Raw genomic sequence first — 16,950 nt, 5'->3', positions numbered from 1 at the left:
GACATGAAATTCACTCTTTCCTGGCTGAAAGAGCATCTCGAAACGGATGCGACGCTGGACGAGATTTGCGAGCGGCTGACGGCGATTGGCCTCGAGGTCGAGGACGTCGATGACAAGGCGGCCTACAAGCCTTTCGTCATCGCCAAGGTCGTTTCCGCTGAAAAACATCCCGAGGCCGACCGCCTCAAGGTGCTGATGGTGGATGCTGGTGACGGCAAGCCGGTGCAGATCGTCTGCGGCGCGCCGAATGCACGCGCCGGCCTCGTTGGTGCGCTCGCTCGTCCCGGCATGTATGTTCCGGGCATCGATGTGACGTTGGCCGTCGGCAAGATTCGCGGCGTCGAAAGCCACGGCATGATGTGCTCCGAAAAGGAGCTCAACATTTCCGACGATCACGACGGCATCATCGATCTGCCTGAAGATGCGCCTGTCGGCACTTCCTTCGCATCCTATGCTGGCCTCGATGATCCGATCATCGAGATCAACCTCACGCCCAACCGTCCGGACTGCACTTCGATCTACGGCATCGCCCGCGATCTCGCCGCCTCCGGTCTGGGTAAGCTGAAGACGAAGCCTGCGCCGTCCTTCAAGGTTGAAGGCGCAACCCCCGTCGATGTGAAGCTGGAACTGGATGATGCGGCGCTTTGCCCCGGCTTTTCGCTGCGCATCGTGCGCGGCGTGAAGAATGGCCCCAGCCCGAAATGGATGCAGCAGCGCCTGATGGCGATCGGCCTGCGTCCTATCAATGCTCTCGTTGATATCACCAACTACATGACCTTCGATCAGGGCCGGCCGATGCACGTCTTCGACGCCGCCAAGGTCAAGGGCGATCTCACGGTTCGCCGTGCGAAAGAGGGTGAGACGATCCTCGCGCTCGACCAGCGCGAATACAAGCTCGGCACGAACAATGTCGTCATCGCCGACGAAAAGGGCCTCGAGTCGATCGGCGGCATTATGGGCGGTGAGCATTCCGGCTGCGACGAAAACACCGTCGATGTGCTGATCGAATCCGCTCTCTGGGATCCGATCAATATTGCCAAGACCGGCCGTTCGCTCGGCATCATCACCGATGCGCGTTATCGTTTCGAGCGAGGCGTCGATCCGGAATATATGGTCCCGGGTCTGGAACGCACCACCGAACTGGTTCTGGAACTGTGCGGCGGCGTTGCCGGCGAAGTCAAGGTTGTCGGTTACAAGGGCCATCAGGCCAAGGTCGTGGATTTTCCGCTGGCGGAAGTGAAGCGCCTGACGGGTCTTGAAGTCTCGGTGGAAGAGAGCCTCACCATTCTCAAAGGCCTCGGTTTTGGTGTCGAGGGAACGGGCGAACGCGTATCCGTCACCGTGCCGTCCTGGCGCCCGGATGTTGATGGCAAGGCCGATCTGGTCGAAGAAGTCATGCGCATCCATGGCGTCGACAATATCAAGCCGGAACCGCTGGAAAGCTTCGGCGCGGTCAACGGCCGCATCCTGACGACGCTGCAGACCCGCACCCGCACTGCGCGCCGTGCCTTGGCAAGCCGTGGCATGCTGGAAGCCGTCACCTGGTCCTTCATTCCGGAAGCGCAGGCGAAGCTTTTCGGCGGCGGTTCCCCCGCCCTGAAATTGGCCAACCCCATCGCGGCCGATATGTCGGACATGCGTCCTTCGCTGCTGCCGGGCCTTCTGACCGCAGCACAGCGCAATGCCGACAAGGGCTATGGTGACGTCGCGATCTTCGAGGTCTCCGGCACCTATGAGGGTGATACGCCGGAAACCCAGCGTCGCGTGGCTGGCGGTGTTCGCCGTGGCACGGCCTCGCTCGCAGGCAGCGGCCGCATGTGGTCCAATGCTGTGAAGGGCGGCGGCAAGCCCGTGGATGTCTACGACGCCAAGGCCGATGCGCTGGCGGTGCTCGAAGCCTGCGGCCTGCCCATGGCCAATGTCCAGATCGAGGCCGGCGGCCCCGGCTGGTATCATCCCGGCCGCTCCGGTACCATCAAGATGGGTCCGAAGGTCGTGCTCGGTTATTTCGGCGAATTCCACCCGAAGACACTGTCCGAGCTGGATGTTTCCGGCGCCTATTGCGGTTTTGAAGTCTATCTCGACGCCATGCAGGAGCCGAAGAAGAAGGCGACCCGCACCAAGCCTGCGCTCGAGCTTTCGCCGTTCCAGGCGGTCAAGCGCGACTTCGCCTTCGTGGTCGACAAGTCTGTCGAGGCGGGAGCGATCATCAAGGCCGCAACGAGCGCTGACCGCAAGCTGATCACCGGCGTTAATGTCTTCGATATTTTCGAAGGCGCATCGCTCGGCGAAGACCGCAAGTCGGTGGCCATCGAAGTCCAGATCCAGCCGGTCGACAAGACGCTGACCGATGAGGATTTTGAGGCGCTGACGGCCAAGATCGTCGGCAATGTCGAAAAATCGACGGGCGGCGTTCTGCGCGCCTGAAAGCAGCTGACGAAATGATAAAAGCCGCGGCGGTTGCCGCGGCTTTTTGTTTTTAGCGATTGGCCAATCGCGTCATTCGTTCCGGATAACGTTCCCCCGCAACCTTTGTCGGAGAGAGCAATGCGCCGAGGCTGGCAACTTCGTCGGCTGTCAGCGCGACATCCGCTGCCGCCACGTTTTTCTCCAGATTGGCAATTTTCGTGGTGCCGGGGATCGGCACGATGAAATCGCCCTGCGCCATGACCCAGGCGAGCGCCAGTTGCCCTGCGGTAACGCCTTTCGCGGCCGCCATATCTTCCAGCAGCTGGATGAGGGCCAGATTGGCATCGAAGTTTTCGCTTTGGAAGCGCGGCAGGCTGCGGCGGAAATCGTCGGAGGCAAGCCCGTCGAGCGACTTCAGCGCACCTGTCAAAGCGCCGCGTCCGAGCGGGCTGAAGGGTACGAAGCCGATGCCGAGTTCACGGCAGGTTTCCAGCACGCCATTTTCTTCGGGATCGCGGGTCCACAGCGAATATTCGCTCTGAATGGCTGCAATCGGGTGAACGGCATGCGCCTTGCGAAGGGTCGCCGCACTCGCCTCCGAAAGGCCGAGCGCCTTCACCTTGCCTTCCCGCACCAGATCGGCCATTGCGCCGACCGTCTCTTCAATTGCCACGTCCGGATCGACGCGGTGTTGGTAATAGAGGTCGATGACATCGACACCCAGCCTTTTCAGTGAGGCTTCGGCGACGGCACGAACATTTGCCGGCGAACCGTCAACACCCTGGATCATTTCCGCCGAAGGTTTGCTGCCGTCGATGCGGAAGCCGAATTTGGTGGCGATGACCACCTGATCGCGATAGGGCTTCAAAGCCTTGCCAAGGAGGATTTCGTTTTTGAACGGCCCATAAACTTCCGCCGTATCGAACAATGTGACGCCAAGCTCGACGGCGCGATGCAACGTCGCGATAGAACCGCTTTCATCCGAAGGTCCATAAGCATGGCTCATGCCCATGCAGCCAAGCCCGAGTGCGGAAACGGAGAGGTCTTTTCCGAGGATTCTGTGTTTCATCTGCCTGTCCTTTGTCAGAGCACGCCTTGAAAGCTATCCCGCGGTTTGCGGCGGAGCATGTGTGTCCAAGACGGTTTAATATACCTTTGGGAGTGGGTACGGGCAAAACATACTGCCCATCGGTGGTAAAAATAACCGCTGCAAATCCGCTTGGGTTGTTCTATCATTTAGAACAATGAACCGTGTGCAACTCTCCCAGCTGGCCGTTCTCGCCGCCGTTGCCGAAGGCCGCAGCTTCCGCAAGGCCGCGGCCGAATTGGCCATCGCGCCTTCCGCCGTCAGCCATGCGGTCTCTGCGCTGGAGGAAAGCCTTGGCCTGCGGCTGCTTCACCGCACCACCCGCAGCGTTTCTCCGACGGAGGAGGGTAAACTGCTGCTCGAAACGTTGGGACCGGCTCTTGCCGATATCGATACGGTCATCCAGACACTTGCCGAGCACGGCGGAAGGCCGGCGGGTCCTCTGCGTATCACCCTGCCTCGGCTTGCGGCCGAGGACCTTATCGTGCCCCGGCTGGGTGAGTTCTTGCGGCTCTATCCCGACATATCACTCGAAATCTCAACGGATGATCGCTTCGAAGATATCGTCGCGAAAGGCTTCGATGCCGGTCTGCGGCTCGGAGAGCACCTCGATGCGGATATGATTGCGGTGAAAGCGAGTGGTGCATGGCGCGGCGCGATTGTTGGCGCGCCCTCCTATTTCGCAGAAAACCCGCCGCCATCCGATCCGAGGGATCTCATCCGTCACCGCTGCATCCGCCGGCGTTTCGCGAGCGGCCTTATCTATCGCTGGGAACTGGAGAAGAATGGCAAGCCGCTGGTGGTGGATGTACAGGGACCGCTGATCCTGTCGGACCAGAGCCTCATTCGCCGGGCGGCAATAGATGGGGCAGGCCTTGCATTCGTTTTCGAACAGCGCGTAGAGGACGATATCAAAGAGGGCAGGTTAATCCGCGTGCTGGAGGATTGGTGCGCGCCCTTTGACGGTTTTTATATCTATTATCCCTCGCGCCGGCAGATGCGCCCGGCGCTGAGGGCTTTCGTAGATTTCTTCCGCTTCAGGGGTGATCAGAACTTGATGCGATAGCGGATATGGCCATCGCTTTTCACGTAGCTGTTATAGAGATTCTGGGCCCGGTGATTGTGCTCGTCCGTGTTCCAGTAAAGCCGTGCCCAGCCTTTTTCGGCGCAGATGGCGATGAGATCATCCATCAGCGCCCGACCTGTTCCCTTGCCGCGGATCGCGCCGTCGACGAACAGGTCTTCCAGATAGCAATCGGGTGTTTTGACCCAGGTGGAATCATGGAAGTGATGGATGGCGAAACCGGCCATCTTGTCGCCGAGCAAGGCCACACGCATGGAAACACGCGACGCTGGGTCGAGAATACGCGCCCAAGTATGCTCGGTCACGTCGTCGGCAAGGTGGACATCGTAGAAGGCGAGATAATCGTTCCACAGGCGCAGCCATTCCGCCCGGTCACTCGGCTGTGCGTCACGAATTGTAAGGTCCATGTCACGCACCCGCTTTATCGAGAAGAACCATCATCTCGTCTGTCAGCTTCAGATCGACGGCGCGTTTGAAGCTCTCGAGCTGCGACAGGCTGGTGGCGCTGGCAATTGGAGCCGTCACGGCACTCTTCCGCAGCAGCCAGGCCAGTGCGATATCGGCGAGCTTGGCACCGGTTTCCACGGCAACCGCATCCATGGCCCCCAGAATGGCAAGGCCGCGTGTGTTGACGTAGTCGCCTACCCGGTAGCTGCGGGCAACGCCTTCGGTGTCGGCTTTGGCGCGATATTTGCCGGTGAGGAAACCGGCCGCAAGGCTGTAATAGTTGATCACCCCGATCTCTTGCCTGACGCAGAGATCGGCAAGCGGACCTTCAAAATCCGTGCGGTTGTAGAGATTATATTCCGGCTGCAGCACGTCGTAGCGCGGCAGCTTGTTCTTTGCAGCCGTGTCCAGCGCGTCCTGAAGCTGGCTTGCGGAATAATTTGAGCAGCCGATGGCGCGGATTTTCCCCTGTTCCTTCAGCTTTGCGAAGGCGGCGAGTGTTTCCTCCAGCGGCACATCCGCATCCGGCTTGTGGGCGAGGTAAAGGTCGATATAGTCGGTCTGCAGCCGCTTCAGGGAAGCCTCGACGGCTTCGGCGATCCACCTGGCGCTGAGACCGGTCTTCTGGCCGCGATTGTCAAAACCGACCTTGGTGACGATCACCGCATCCTCACGCCTGACGCTGGACTGCTTCAGCCATTTGCCGATGATGGCCTCGGACTCTCCGCCCACATGGCCATCCACCCAGGCGGAATAGACATCCGCCGTGTCGATGGCATTGAACCCGGCATCGAAAAAGGCGTCGAGCAGGGCAAAGGAAGTCTTCTCATCCGCTGTCCAGCCAAACACGTTGCCGCCGAAGACGATCGGGGCGATGGAGAGGCCGGTGCGGCCGAGACTTCGTTTTTCCACGGAAAATGCTCCTGTTGCTGTCTTTATGGCAAGGTAGCAACTGCCTGCCGGCATAACCATTCAATTCCTTTGATGGCATTCATCAGGCAGCGGCAGGGTCTGCGAAAATCAGGCCTGAAAACCGCGATAATGGCTGGGCGGATGGCGATTGTGCTGTTGCCAGACACGCCGCAAATGCCGGGCGGAGGCAAAACCCGCCCTTTCCGCGATGGCTTCCATATCCAGGCGGCTGTTTGCGAGAATGTCGCGGGCGAGATTGACCCGCATCAGGTTGACATAGTCGATGACGCTGATGCCGGTATGCTCGCGAAACAGGCGCGACAGATGCCTTTCGCTGAGCGCGGCAATATCGGCCAGCCGCTCCAGCGACCAGTCCTGCGCCGGCTCGGCCATCACACGGTCCTGAACCCGGTGAATGGCGGGGTGGATGTGGTTGCGGCCGGTCATCCAGGGGGAGATTTGCGGATCGCTGCCGCTGCGCCTGAGATAGACCACCATGGTTTTGGCAATGCGGGCCGCAACGGCCGGGGATGTCAGCCGGGAAACCACATGCAGCATCAGGTCGATGCCGGTGGAAATACCGGCACTCGAGAAGCGGTTGCCATCCTCGACGAAAAGGCGGTTTTCGGCCACCTGCGACAGCGGCGCGATGCGGCGCAGCCCTTCAACGCAATCGGCATGAGTCGTGCAGTTTCGCCCGTCGAAAAGTCCCGCTTCGCCCGCCAGCAGCGCGCCGGAGCAGATGGAAATGACTGTCGTATCGGCACGCACCGCGCGGCGCAGCCATGCCGCCAGCGCCTGCCGCTCTCGCTGTGTCTGCGGATCATTGTCGAAGCGTGACGTGCTGCCCGAGATCAGCAGGAAAGCACTTTCCGGCAGGGTCGAGGGCAAACTCTCCAGTCCGGAAAGCCCAAGGCCGATGGAGGATTGTTGTTCGCCACTCGCAGCAATGTATCGGCAGTCGAAATGGATGTCCCGCTGTTCCGTGTTGGCATAACGGATCACTTCGAGCGGACCGGCAATGTCCAGCAACAGCGCGTGAGGCGGCACAAGCGTATAAAAGGGAATGATGCGCGTGCCGCCTCTATCCATCATGCGGCCTCTTTGACGGTGGCAAGCACGTCGTTGACGGTTAGGATGCGTGCGAAGCGGCCAGCCAGCACCAGTTCGGTCCGTTTGCGGATATCGTCCGGGCTGAAGACGGTGCCGGAAGCATGTGTCATCGGGAAAGTAAGGGTCGCTTCGGTGACGTAATCGACACTGTAACCAAGATCAGAAGCGTGCCGCGTGGTGGTTTCGCAGCATTGTTCGGTGCGGATGCCGGAGACGATCAGCCGGTTGATGCCCTTCTGTGTCAGCCAGATTTCGAGGCCGGTGCCGGCAAAAGCCGAATGGCGGTTCTTGTGAAAGGTGACATCAGGCGTGATCCGCACACCCTCCAGCGCCCGGATATAGCCACTGTCCTTTGAGAAGGCCTTGTCGCCATCGACATGGAAGATTTGAACGACTGGAATGCCCGCGGCTTTGGCGCCATCGATCAGCGCCTGCTGTTTCTCCAGATAGGCGGCCAAACCGCTTTCCTCGAAATAGGGGGCATGCCGAAAGGATTCCTGAACGTCGATGACCAGCAGTGCTGTATGAGAAGAGGACATTTCATGTATCTCCATTGGGTTCATGCATAGCATAATTCTTCTTATCCAGCTCGAAGAAAAGCGGGCATTCTGACAAAGAGAGGACAAATTCAGCCATATCGTATTCTGTCATGCACCTGCGGCTTGCCATGACGTGTGACGATGGTAAGTTTCCGTTGAATGGCAGAGCAGGAGAACGGTATGCTGCGCTTCGGAATAATCTCAACGGCGAAAATCGCTCAGGATCACGTCATTCCGGCGATACAGGATGCGCAGAACTGCGTGGTCAGCGCCATAGCCAGCCGGGATCTCACCAGGGCGCGCGCGGTGGCGGATCGTTTTTCCGTGCCCCACGCCTTCGGTTCCTATGAGGAAATGCTGGCTTCCGATGTCATCGACGCGGTTTACATTCCGCTTCCGACATCGCAGCACGTGGAGTGGACCATCAAGGCCGCCGATGCCGGCAAACACGTTCTGTGCGAAAAGCCGATTGCACTGAAGGCAGAGGAGATCGACACCCTCATCGCCGCGCGTGACCGCAACCGCGTCATCGTCTCGGAAGCCTTCATGGTTACTTATGCGCCGGTCTGGGCAAAGGTGAAGGAGTTGCTGGCCTCGGGCGCGATCGGAACACTGAAGCAAGTGCAGGGCGCTTTCAGCTATTTCAACCGCGATCCCGGCAATATGCGCAATATTCCCGAACTGGGTGGCGGGGCCTTGCCCGATATCGGCGTCTACCCCACCATCGTGACCCGCTTCGTCACCGGTGTGGAGCCGAGGCGCGTGCAGGCCACCGTCGAGCGCGACAAGGAATTTGGCACCGATATCTATTCCAGCGTCAGGGCCGATTTCGGCGGTTTCGAACTGAGTTTTTATCTGGCCACACAGCTTGCCGCCCGCCAGCTGATGGTTTTCCATGGCACTGACGGTTATATCGAGGTCAAATCTCCCTTCAACGCCAATCGCTGGGGTGCGGAAGAGATCGAGCTGACCAATCAGGCCCATAACCAGTCGCAAATCTTCCGGTTTCAGGATAGCCGCCAATATAAGCTGGAGGCGGAGGCCTTTGCCCGTGCTGCGAAGGGTGAGGGCGAAGTCGTTACGCTGGAAAACTCGAGGAAGAACCAGCTTTTCATCGACGCCATTTACCGGGCGGCGGAAAAGGACGGGTGGGAAACGGTTTAATCCGGCTCTTGCCGTTGCCTTTGAAGCCGCCAATAGCCGTAAAGCGCCAGCAACAGTGCTGCGAGTGCTGAAAAGGCAAGCGGGACGAGCGGCTGCACCAGCGGGTTGCGCCATTGCAGCAGGGCAAACAGCCCGACGCTGACGATACGCGAGGTAAGCGTGACGGCATTTGTCAGAAAGCTGTTCAGTGCGGCTGATGCCTCACCATTCGAACGGTTCATCCGCCAGCTTGTTGCAAGCCCCGCTGCCGCGCCCGGCAAACGGGCGGCAAGCGGATCGACGCCGAGATAGAAAATAAGCACACAGGTAACGGTGAGGTCAGTGGCCAGTCCGCAAATCTCGGTCAGCGCAAAGTGCGGAAGCCTCAAGGCCGTGGACTTTTAGAGGGTTGGCTGGGTGGAACGTGGGCGCTGCAGCACCAGAAGGCTGATAACGACACCCACGACACCGAAATTGTAACCGGCAAGCGCCAGAAGCAGCGACATCAGGGGCACGGCCGTGGAAGAAAGTGCCATCGCCACGCCATAGGCACCGATAATCATCATGCAGATGAAAACGATGCTGAAAACCGAACGCAACGCAACTGCGGTTACGCCGAGCACTGTGGCGGTAAGAAAAATCATGATGCCGCCTCCTCTTTGGTTGCCGGGCCTGGGACAGACGTAACGCCGTCTTCCCTAACGAACCCTTGTTTTCTCCTCCAATCCCCATTTTCCTAACTCGTTAGTTGAGGATATGGTTTCATCGCCGTTAAAATGGGCCGGGCCGGTGCCGGCATTTCCGAATCGACGGGTTTTGGTTACAAACGGGCATGAGCGATATCTTCTCCCACGCAGCATTGAGCAATCTTGCCGAGTTCTCGGTGTCCGAACTGTCGGGTTCCATCAAGCGCACGGTGGAGACGGCTTTCGAGCAGGTGCGGGTGCGCGGCGAGATTTCCGGCTATCGCGGTCCGCATTCTTCGGGTCATGCCTATTTCTCGCTGAAGGACGATCGTGCCCGCATCGATGCGGTGATCTGGAAGGGCACGTTTTCGCGACTGAAGTTCCGCCCGGAAGAGGGCATGGAAGTCATTGCCACCGGCAAGGTCACTACCTTTCCCGGCTCCTCGAAATACCAGATCGTCATAGAAAGCCTCGAACCGGCAGGTGCCGGCGCGCTGATGGCGTTGCTCGAAGATCGCCGTCGACGTCTGGCGGCGGAAGGGTTGTTTGATGCGGAACGCAAGCGTCGCCTGCCGTTCATGCCGCGCGTCATTGGGGTCGTGACCTCGCCGACGGGCGCAGTCATCCGCGATATTCTTCACCGCATCTCGGATCGCTTTCCCGTGCATGTCGTCGTCTGGCCGGTCAAGGTGCAGGGCGAAGGTTCGGGCGAGGAAGTGGCGAACGCCATTCGCGGCTTCAATGCGCTTCAACCCGGTAGTGAAATTGCACGGCCGGATGTACTGATCGTCGCCCGTGGCGGCGGCAGTCTGGAAGACCTCTGGAGTTTCAACGACGAAATCGTCGTGCGTGCCGCTGCCGAGAGCAAAATCCCGCTGATTTCCGCCGTGGGGCATGAGACCGATACGACCTTGATCGATTATGCCGCCGATGTTCGCGCGCCGACGCCGACGGGGGCCGCCGAAATGGCTGTGCCGGTGCGGGCCGAGCTGGAAGCGCAGCTTTCCGGCCTTGCCGCGCGCCTTTCCGGCTCGGTATCGCGGCAGATGGACAATCGCCGTCAGGGCGTGCGGGCGCTGGTGCGGGCGCTGCCCTCGCTCGATCAGCTTCTCGCTTTGCCGCGCCGCCGGTTTGATGAGGCCGCGAGCGGTCTCGGGCGGGGACTGGAATTGACCACGCTGAACAAACGCCGCGCCTTCGAACGTTCAGCCTCGGGTCTCAGGCCGGAAACCCTGCTGAACGGTCTCAAACAGCACAGGCAGCGGATTACCGAGCGCATGCATCGGGCCGAGACCCTGGTTGAGCGCCGCCTGCTGCAGGGAAAAGGCCGTGTCGATGCCTTTGATTCTTCGCTGCGTTCGCTTCCCGCCCGGCTACTCGGCCAGCTGGAGCGGCAGAAGGAACGCATTGTCACTGCTGCACGCCGCGCCGATACAGCCGTGCTGCACCGCATGACGCAGAACCGCGCGGGCCTTGCCTCCCATGACCGCATTCTGCAATCGCTGTCGTATAAGAACGTGCTGAAGCGCGGTTATGCCGTCATCCGCGATGAGGAGAACCGGCCGCTGACCCGTGCTGCCGCCATCGCGTCTGGTGCTGCGGTATCGATGGAATTTGCCGATGGCCGCGTTTCTGCCATCACAACCGGAGAGGGGACGCCGCCCTCGGATACGTCAGCCGCGCCAAAAAAGAAGCCGGCAAAACCGGCTTCTTCTGGCCCGACGGATCAAGGCAATCTGTTCTGATCAGATCGACGCCGCATCCGAAAAGCGGCGGCTGACGGTGAAGGTCTTTTCGATATCGGGATGCAGCTCCATGCCAAGGCCGGGACCTGGCGGCACGGTGATCATGCCGTTTTTCACTTCCGGCAATGCGGTGACGAGATCGCGATACCAGGTCTTGTAGAAGGCGCGCACGCTTTCCTGCACCAGCGCATTCGGCGCATTAAGCGACAGATGCGTTGAGGCGCAGAGCACCACCGGGCCGGTGCAATCATGCGGCGCGACCGGCAGATGCCAGGCTTCCGCCATCGAAGCGATCTTGCGCGCCTCGGAAAGCCCGCCGCACCAGCTGATGTCAAGCATCACCACACCGGCCGCACCGGTTTCCAGGAGATCGCGGAAGGCCCAGCGGGAACCGAGCGTCTCGGATGCGGAAATAGGTGCTGGCGAAACGGCGGCATAACGGGTCAGGCTGGAAAGGCTGTCCATCTTGATCGGGTCTTCATGCCAGAAGGTCTGGTAGGGGGTGAGCGCCTTGGCGATCTGCATCGCGGGCAGAAGCTGCCACATGGAGTGAAACTCCACCATGATATCCATCTTGTCGCCCACCGCCTTGCGGATTTTTTCGAAAGGCTCGAGCGCGCTTTTCAGGTCCGGCATCGAAATATATTGGCCACGCGTCTTTTCCGCCGCCGCATCGAAGGGCCAGATCTTCATGGCCGTGATGCCGTCTTCGAGCAACGAGTGGGCCAGCTCGTCAGCCCGGTGCAGGAAGCCGTTCAGATCGTCATAATCCTTGCCGCCGGACAGGCCATAATTGGCCGTCTGCTGGCCGGTGGCCTTCTTGATATATTCGGTGCCCGCACAAGTGTTGTAGGTGCGGATTTCCTTGCGGCTGAAACCACCGAGAAGCTGGGCGATCGGCTGGTTGGTGGCCTTGCCGAAAATATCCCACAGCGCGATATCGAAAGCGGAATTGCCCCGTACCTCCGCTCCCGAAGAGCGAAAACCGAGATAACCGACGAGGTCCTGCGCCAGAAGATCGATCTGCAGCGGATCGCGGCCGATCACGCGGGGTGCGATATATTCGTGCACATAGGTTTCCACCGTCTCGGCACCATAAAAGGTTTCGCCAAGCCCGGTAATGCCTTCATCCGTATGGACCAGAACCCAGAGCAGGTTTGCCCGTTCCGCCACGCGGACGGTCTCAAGTTTCGTAATTTTCATGAAGTGTCTCCTCCAGAGGCAAGTCGTGTTCCGTCTGGAACTGTGTTGAAAAAATCAGGCGATGCCGGCCGCCAGAAGCGCGTGCACGCTTTCATCGAAATGCCGCGCCATCAGCGTTGAGGCCGTTTGCGGGTCTCCTGCGGCAATGGCCTGTCCGATGGCGATGTGAAGTTCACCTGCGGCATGGCGCTGCGCATCGGATGTGCGGCTTTTCCAGCCGATCGGCCATGTCTGGCGCGTCACATTCTGGAAGGCACCGAGAATAAGTTCGAAAACCGGGTTTTTTGACGCTCTGGCAACGGCGAGGTGGAAGGCAAGATCGTGTTCCATGACCTTGTCGTTGTCGCCGAAATCCCGCTCCATATTGTTGGCATGGTCGAGAATGGTGAGCGCTTCCGCATCCGTTCGCCGCAGCGCTGCCAAAGTTACGGTTCTAACTTCGATCGTACGGCGCACATCGTAGATCTGCTGGATGTTGATCTGTTCGGTGTGAATGCCATGTTCAAACATCAATGACATTGCACCATGATCCAGTGTCGCCACCGTGGCGCGCTTGCCGGCGCTGACATCGATCAGCCGCATGGCGGACAGAGACCTGAAGGCCTCGCGAACGACGGTACGGGAGACGCCGAGCTGCTGTGAGAGCGAAAGCTCGCTGGGGAGTTTCGCGCCGGGGGCAAGTTCGTTTTCCCTGATGTGGCGGGTGATCGCGCCGATCGTGCTGCTGACGAGACCGGTTTCGTGGGAAATGGCGTTATACATTTTTCCTCCAACCTGTAGTACAGGTTTATGGAAAATTGCTTACAGGATTTTCTGGGGCGAAACAAGCGCCATCACGCGGCCATTGCGTGTTTGCCCGGCCCGGAAAGCCTATTCTTCGAAATCTCGCAAAAACCGTTTCAGCAGTTGGTTCAGCGTCGCACGCTCTTCTTCGCTGAGGCCGGCAACCAGACGGTGCTGGTTTTCGACGTGAGCGCCGGCCGCTTCCTCGACAATGGCAAACCCCCGCTCCGTCAACGATATCAGGACGCTGCGCCGGTCATTCGGGTTGTGTATGCGCTCCACCAGCCCCGCTTTTTCAAGCTGGTCGATGCGGTTGGTCATGGTGCCGGAGCTTACCATCGCCATGGCAAGCAGATCGCCGGGGGAGAGCTGGTAGGGCGAACCGGAGCGCCGCAATGTCGCCAGAACATCGAAAGCGGAGGAGGAAAGCCCATGCTTCAGCAGCACCGCCTCCACCTCTCGACCGAGATGGGTGGTGAGACGGTTCAAGCGCCCGAGGAGTCCCATGGGGCCGACGTCGAGATCGGGCCGCTCCCTGTGCCATTGCGCCAGAATGTGATCGACGCGGTCAAACGGTTCTTTGCTCATTCCCAAGGCATAACAACTGGTATCTTGACGTCAAGATAAAATCAGCTAGATTGCACTTATCTTGATATAGAGATTCTTGAAATGAAGAAAAATACGACCTATGCCGCCGATGTGCTGGTGACCGCCCTTGCCCCGGCCATCTGGGGAACCACCTATTTCGTCACGACGGAATTTTTACCGCAGGGATATCCCCTGCATGTCGCCATGCTGCGCGCATTGCCGGCCGGCCTGCTCCTGCTGCTTTTCGTGAGAAAGCTGCCACAGGGCATCTGGTGGGCGCGCAGCTTCATTCTCGGGGCGCTGAATTTCTCGTTCTTCTGGGCGATGCTTTTTGTTTCAGCCTATCGGCTGCCGGGCGGCGTGGCGGCAACGGTGGGCGCAGTCCAGCCCCTGATCGTGATTGGCCTCTCCCGGCTGTTTCTCGCAGCACCCCTTCGGCCGCTGGCCATCGCGGCCGGTTTTCTGGGTATTGTCGGTGTCGCTCTTCTGGTTCTGGCGCCGGGTGCTGCGCTGGATGGTATCGGGGTGGCAGCAGGTCTTGCCGGTGCCGTATCCATGGCTTTCGGAACGGTGCTGACCCGCAAATGGCGGCCACCGGTGTCGAACCTCACATTTACCGCCTGGCAACTGACGGCCGGGGGTATCCTGCTGCTGCCGGTCGCCTATTTCCTGGAACCGGCCCTGCCGACACCGACAGCGGCCAATATTCTCGGCATGACCTATCTGGGTATTATCGGCGCCGCCTTGACCTATTTTCTGTGGTTCCGCGGGCTGACCCGTATCGAACCTTCCGCCGCCGCATCGCTCGGTTTTCTAAGCCCGGTCGTTGCAACCCTGCTCGGCTGGCTGGCGCTTGGCCAAAGCCTCACGCCAGCACAGATCGCAGGTTTCGTCGCGGTGCTTTTCAGCATCTGGCTCAGTCAGCGCAGTCAGTTGCCGAGATAGGTCCCGTCAGGCCCATTCGCCCTTGCGCATCACCGGAACCGTGGAGCCATCCGGCTTCACGCCATCAATGTCCACCTTGTCGGAGCCGATCATCCAGTCGATGTGGATCAGGCTGGAATTGCCGCCCTGCGCCGTGATCTGCTCCTGCGACAGCGAGGCGCCGTCAAGGAAGCATTTTGAATAGCACTGGCCGAGCGCGATGTGGCACGAGGCATTTTCATCGAACAGCGTGTTGTAGAACAGGATGCCGCTTGCCGAAATCGGTGAGGAATGCGGCACCAGCGCCACTTCGCCCAGACGCCGCGCGCCCTCATCGGTGTCGAGCACCTTGTTCAATACAGCTTCGCCCTTGGAAGCCTTGGCTTCGACGATACGGCCCGCCTCGAACTTCACCTGGATATCGTCGATCAGCGTTCCCTGATGCGAGAGCGGCTTGGTGCTGGAGACGTAACCATCCACGCGCAGCGCATGTGGTGTGGTGAATACTTCTTCAGTCGGGATATTCGGGTTGCAGGCCACACCATTCTTGGCGGTGGAGGCGCCGCCATGCCATTCGTGGCCGTCCGCGAGGCCTATCTTCACATCCGTGCCGGGGCCGGTGAAATGCAGCGAAGCGAAACGTTCGCCGTTCAGCCATGCCGAGCGCTTGGCGAGATTGGCATTATGCTGCGCCCACGCCGCGACCGGATCGGCCAGATCCACCCGCGAGGCGGCGAAGATGGCGTCGGCAAGCCTGCGGACCGCTTCGTCTTCCGTCACATCAGGAAAGACCTGCTTTGCCCAAGACGGGTTGGGATAGGAGATGATGTTCCAGTTGATGTCGAAATTGGAAATCTTCTCCAGCGCCGGCTTGTATGCCGTGGAGTTGGCCTTGTTGGCGCGGGCAACCTTGGCCGGGTCCTGTTCGGCCAGCAGCATGGGGTTGTCGCCGGCAATCGCCAGCCGCGCTGCGCCATTGGCATAAGCCTTTGCCATGCCCTCATAAAGCCAGCCGGAAGCCCGGTCGAAATTGGTGTCACTGGCATGGCGATAGCGCGCAAGCGTGGTTTCTTCATCGGAATAAAAGGTGGTGACCAGTCCGCCATCCGCCAGATAGGCGTGTTTGGTCAAAAATCGCACCAGCGGCAGGGCTGCCAGCGGCGCTGTAATCACCAGATCCTGGTCCTTCTGCAATTGCAGGCCGACCTTGATGGCGACTTCGGCCAGTTTTTCGAGTTTGACGGGATCGATGGGAGAAACTGTCATGATCTGCCTTCGTCTATTTCAATCGGAGGCGCCGACCATAGCCCATTCCTCCCGAAAGCCAAATGCTTTCAGGCATGCCCTCCGGCGCTTCAATCGGCGACCAGCGGTGCGGCAATGGCCTCCAGCGCCATTTGGGCATCGCGGGGCGAAAGCCTCACTTGCAAGCCACGCTGCCCGCCATTCATGTAGACATAATCATGCGTCATCGCCCCGGCCTCGATGGCCGTCGGCACCTGTTTTTTCTGCCCGAAAGGGCTGATGCCGCCGACATGGTAACCGGTGGCGCGCTCCGCATCGGCAGGCTTCATCATGCTGGCGGATTTACCTCCGAAGGCGGCGGCCAGCTTTTTCATGCTGACCTCACGATCCGAAGGGACGACGACGCAGACCGGCTTGCCATCCAGTTCCGCCATCAGCGTTTTCAGCACCAGATGCGGTGGCTCACCGATCGCCTCGGCCGCCTGCAGACCGATGCGGTCTGCATTCGGATCGTAATCATAGGTGACAGTGGTGAAGGCAACGCCTGCCTTGGTCAGCATCTGGGTGGCGCGTGTTGTTTTGGACATGACAGGTTGCAGTCACGCAAAAAGGGTCTGGTAGGTTTCAGGCTTGAAACCGACAGTTATCTTGCCCTTCGCCTCCAGCACCGGACGCTTGATCATGGAGGGCTGCTCCAGCATCAGCGCGATAGCCTTCTCACGGTTCAGATCGGTCTTCTGGCCGTCGTCGAGTTTTTTGAAGGTCGTACCGGCGCGGTTGAGAACCGTTTCCCAGCCCGCGGCATCGCACCATGTTTCCAGATGGGCGCGGTCGATGCCCGACGCCTTGTAGTCATGGAAAGAATAGTCGACGCCATGGGTCTCCAGCCAGCTTCTGGCCTTCTTCATCGTGTCGCAGTTCTTGATGCCGTAAATGGTGATCGTCATGCTGCCAGCCTCTTTGTCTTCAAGCTCTCCGGCATAACAAAATATCCGCCTTATTCAACCCGCCCGCTGAATTGCCCCTGCGCATTTGCCCCGTC

At 59.7% G+C, this 16,950-nt stretch carries 18 protein-coding genes; 5 read left to right on the top strand and 13 right to left on the bottom strand.

Annotated features, from left to right (window positions below):
- Positions 1–3 precede the first annotated feature (3 nt).
- Positions 4–2,427 carry a phenylalanine--tRNA ligase subunit beta gene (pheT, locus tag V6R85_RS06375; RefSeq protein ID WP_087743220.1) on the top strand — a complete coding sequence of 808 codons (2,424 nt, stop codon included), beginning with the start codon at positions 4–6 and terminating at the stop codon, positions 2,425–2,427.
- 52 nt (positions 2,428–2,479) lie between these two features.
- Here the strand turns inward: pheT and V6R85_RS06370 are convergent, their stop codons facing one another.
- Positions 2,480–3,478: an aldo/keto reductase gene (locus V6R85_RS06370; protein ID WP_111833767.1), complete on the bottom strand. Its 999-nt coding sequence runs from the start codon at positions 3,476–3,478 to the stop codon at positions 2,480–2,482.
- Between the two features lie 175 nt (positions 3,479–3,653).
- Between V6R85_RS06370 and V6R85_RS06365 the strand changes: the two genes are divergently transcribed.
- A complete protein-coding gene (locus tag V6R85_RS06365; RefSeq protein ID WP_111833766.1) occupies positions 3,654–4,562 on the top strand; it encodes a LysR family transcriptional regulator in 909 nt (302 codons plus the stop codon).
- Here the strand turns inward: V6R85_RS06365 and V6R85_RS06360 are convergent.
- From V6R85_RS06360 to V6R85_RS06345, 4 genes are all read right to left on the bottom strand, one after another.
- The gene (locus V6R85_RS06360) at positions 4,544–4,987 is read right to left on the bottom strand and encodes a GNAT family N-acetyltransferase (RefSeq protein WP_111794254.1); all 444 of its coding nucleotides are present in this window, start codon (positions 4,985–4,987) and stop codon (positions 4,544–4,546) included. The genes V6R85_RS06365 and V6R85_RS06360 overlap by 19 nt on opposite strands.
- 1 nt (position 4,988) lies before the next feature.
- Positions 4,989–5,939, bottom strand: coding sequence for an aldo/keto reductase (locus V6R85_RS06355; protein ID WP_111794253.1), 951 nt, complete (start codon positions 5,937–5,939; stop codon positions 4,989–4,991).
- A 108-nt stretch (positions 5,940–6,047) separates the two neighbouring features.
- Positions 6,048–7,031 (bottom strand): GlxA family transcriptional regulator, encoded by a 984-nt coding sequence (locus V6R85_RS06350; protein ID WP_111833824.1) that lies wholly within the window; start codon positions 7,029–7,031, stop codon positions 6,048–6,050.
- Complete coding sequence (locus V6R85_RS06345) at positions 7,031–7,591, bottom strand: cysteine hydrolase family protein (protein WP_060727090.1); 561 nt, start codon at positions 7,589–7,591, stop codon at positions 7,031–7,033. The genes V6R85_RS06350 and V6R85_RS06345 overlap by 1 nt, the downstream gene beginning before the upstream one ends.
- A gap of 180 nt (positions 7,592–7,771) precedes the next feature.
- Here V6R85_RS06345 and V6R85_RS06340 point away from each other — a divergent pair, with 180 nt between their 5' ends.
- Positions 7,772–8,755: a Gfo/Idh/MocA family protein gene (locus V6R85_RS06340; protein WP_003507478.1), complete on the top strand. Its 984-nt coding sequence runs from the start codon at positions 7,772–7,774 to the stop codon at positions 8,753–8,755.
- Here V6R85_RS06340 and V6R85_RS06335 read toward each other — a convergent pair.
- Together V6R85_RS06335 and V6R85_RS06330 are read right to left on the bottom strand one after the other, a co-directional pair.
- Positions 8,752–9,123 (bottom strand): hypothetical protein, encoded by a 372-nt coding sequence (locus tag V6R85_RS06335; RefSeq protein WP_003507479.1) that lies wholly within the window; start codon positions 9,121–9,123, stop codon positions 8,752–8,754. The two genes, V6R85_RS06340 and V6R85_RS06335, sit on opposite strands and share 4 nt — an antisense overlap.
- Positions 9,124–9,135: 12 nt before the next feature.
- A complete protein-coding gene (locus V6R85_RS06330) occupies positions 9,136–9,378 on the bottom strand; it encodes a hypothetical protein (RefSeq protein WP_060727088.1) in 243 nt (80 codons plus the stop codon).
- A 188-nt stretch (positions 9,379–9,566) separates the two neighbouring features.
- On the opposite strand from V6R85_RS06330, the gene xseA reads away from it, so the two are divergent.
- Complete coding sequence (xseA, locus tag V6R85_RS06325; RefSeq protein WP_003507481.1) at positions 9,567–11,165, top strand: exodeoxyribonuclease VII large subunit; 1,599 nt, start codon at positions 9,567–9,569, stop codon at positions 11,163–11,165.
- Here the strand turns inward: xseA and V6R85_RS06320 are convergent, their stop codons facing one another.
- The 3 genes from V6R85_RS06320 to V6R85_RS06310 form a co-directional block, all read right to left on the bottom strand.
- Complete coding sequence (locus tag V6R85_RS06320) at positions 11,166–12,368, bottom strand: mandelate racemase/muconate lactonizing enzyme family protein (RefSeq protein WP_060722801.1); 1,203 nt, start codon at positions 12,366–12,368, stop codon at positions 11,166–11,168. It abuts the gene before it with no gap.
- A 54-nt stretch (positions 12,369–12,422) separates the two neighbouring features.
- Entirely contained in the window at positions 12,423–13,130 is a 708-nt protein-coding gene (locus V6R85_RS06315; RefSeq protein ID WP_003503906.1) for a FadR/GntR family transcriptional regulator, read from the bottom strand.
- Positions 13,131–13,238: 108 nt separating this feature from the next.
- Positions 13,239–13,739 carry a MarR family winged helix-turn-helix transcriptional regulator gene (locus tag V6R85_RS06310; protein WP_003503904.1) on the bottom strand — a complete coding sequence of 167 codons (501 nt, stop codon included), beginning with the start codon at positions 13,737–13,739 and terminating at the stop codon, positions 13,239–13,241.
- A gap of 81 nt (positions 13,740–13,820) precedes the next feature.
- On the opposite strand from V6R85_RS06310, the gene pecM reads away from it, so the two are divergent.
- Positions 13,821–14,684: a 4-hydroxybenzaldehyde efflux transporter PecM gene (pecM, locus tag V6R85_RS06305; protein WP_111833764.1), complete on the top strand. Its 864-nt coding sequence runs from the start codon at positions 13,821–13,823 to the stop codon at positions 14,682–14,684.
- 6 nt (positions 14,685–14,690) lie between these two features.
- Here pecM and V6R85_RS06300 read toward each other — a convergent pair whose 3' ends face one another.
- From V6R85_RS06300 to V6R85_RS06290, 3 genes are all read right to left on the bottom strand, one after another.
- Complete coding sequence (locus V6R85_RS06300; RefSeq protein ID WP_111833763.1) at positions 14,691–15,929, bottom strand: aminopeptidase; 1,239 nt, start codon at positions 15,927–15,929, stop codon at positions 14,691–14,693.
- Between the two features lie 89 nt (positions 15,930–16,018).
- Positions 16,019–16,495, bottom strand: a complete 477-nt coding sequence (ybaK, locus tag V6R85_RS06295; protein WP_003503892.1) for a Cys-tRNA(Pro) deacylase — start codon at positions 16,493–16,495, stop codon at positions 16,019–16,021.
- 12 nt (positions 16,496–16,507) lie between these two features.
- Positions 16,508–16,855, bottom strand: a complete 348-nt coding sequence (locus V6R85_RS06290; protein ID WP_003503890.1) for an ArsC family reductase — start codon at positions 16,853–16,855, stop codon at positions 16,508–16,510.
- Between the last annotated feature and the right edge of the window lie 95 nt (positions 16,856–16,950).

Source organism: Agrobacterium sp. CCNWLW32 (assembly GCF_037083425.1).
Lineage (GTDB): Bacteria > Pseudomonadota > Alphaproteobacteria > Rhizobiales > Rhizobiaceae > Agrobacterium > Agrobacterium radiobacter.
This window is presented reverse-complemented; position numbering and strand designations above follow the sequence as displayed.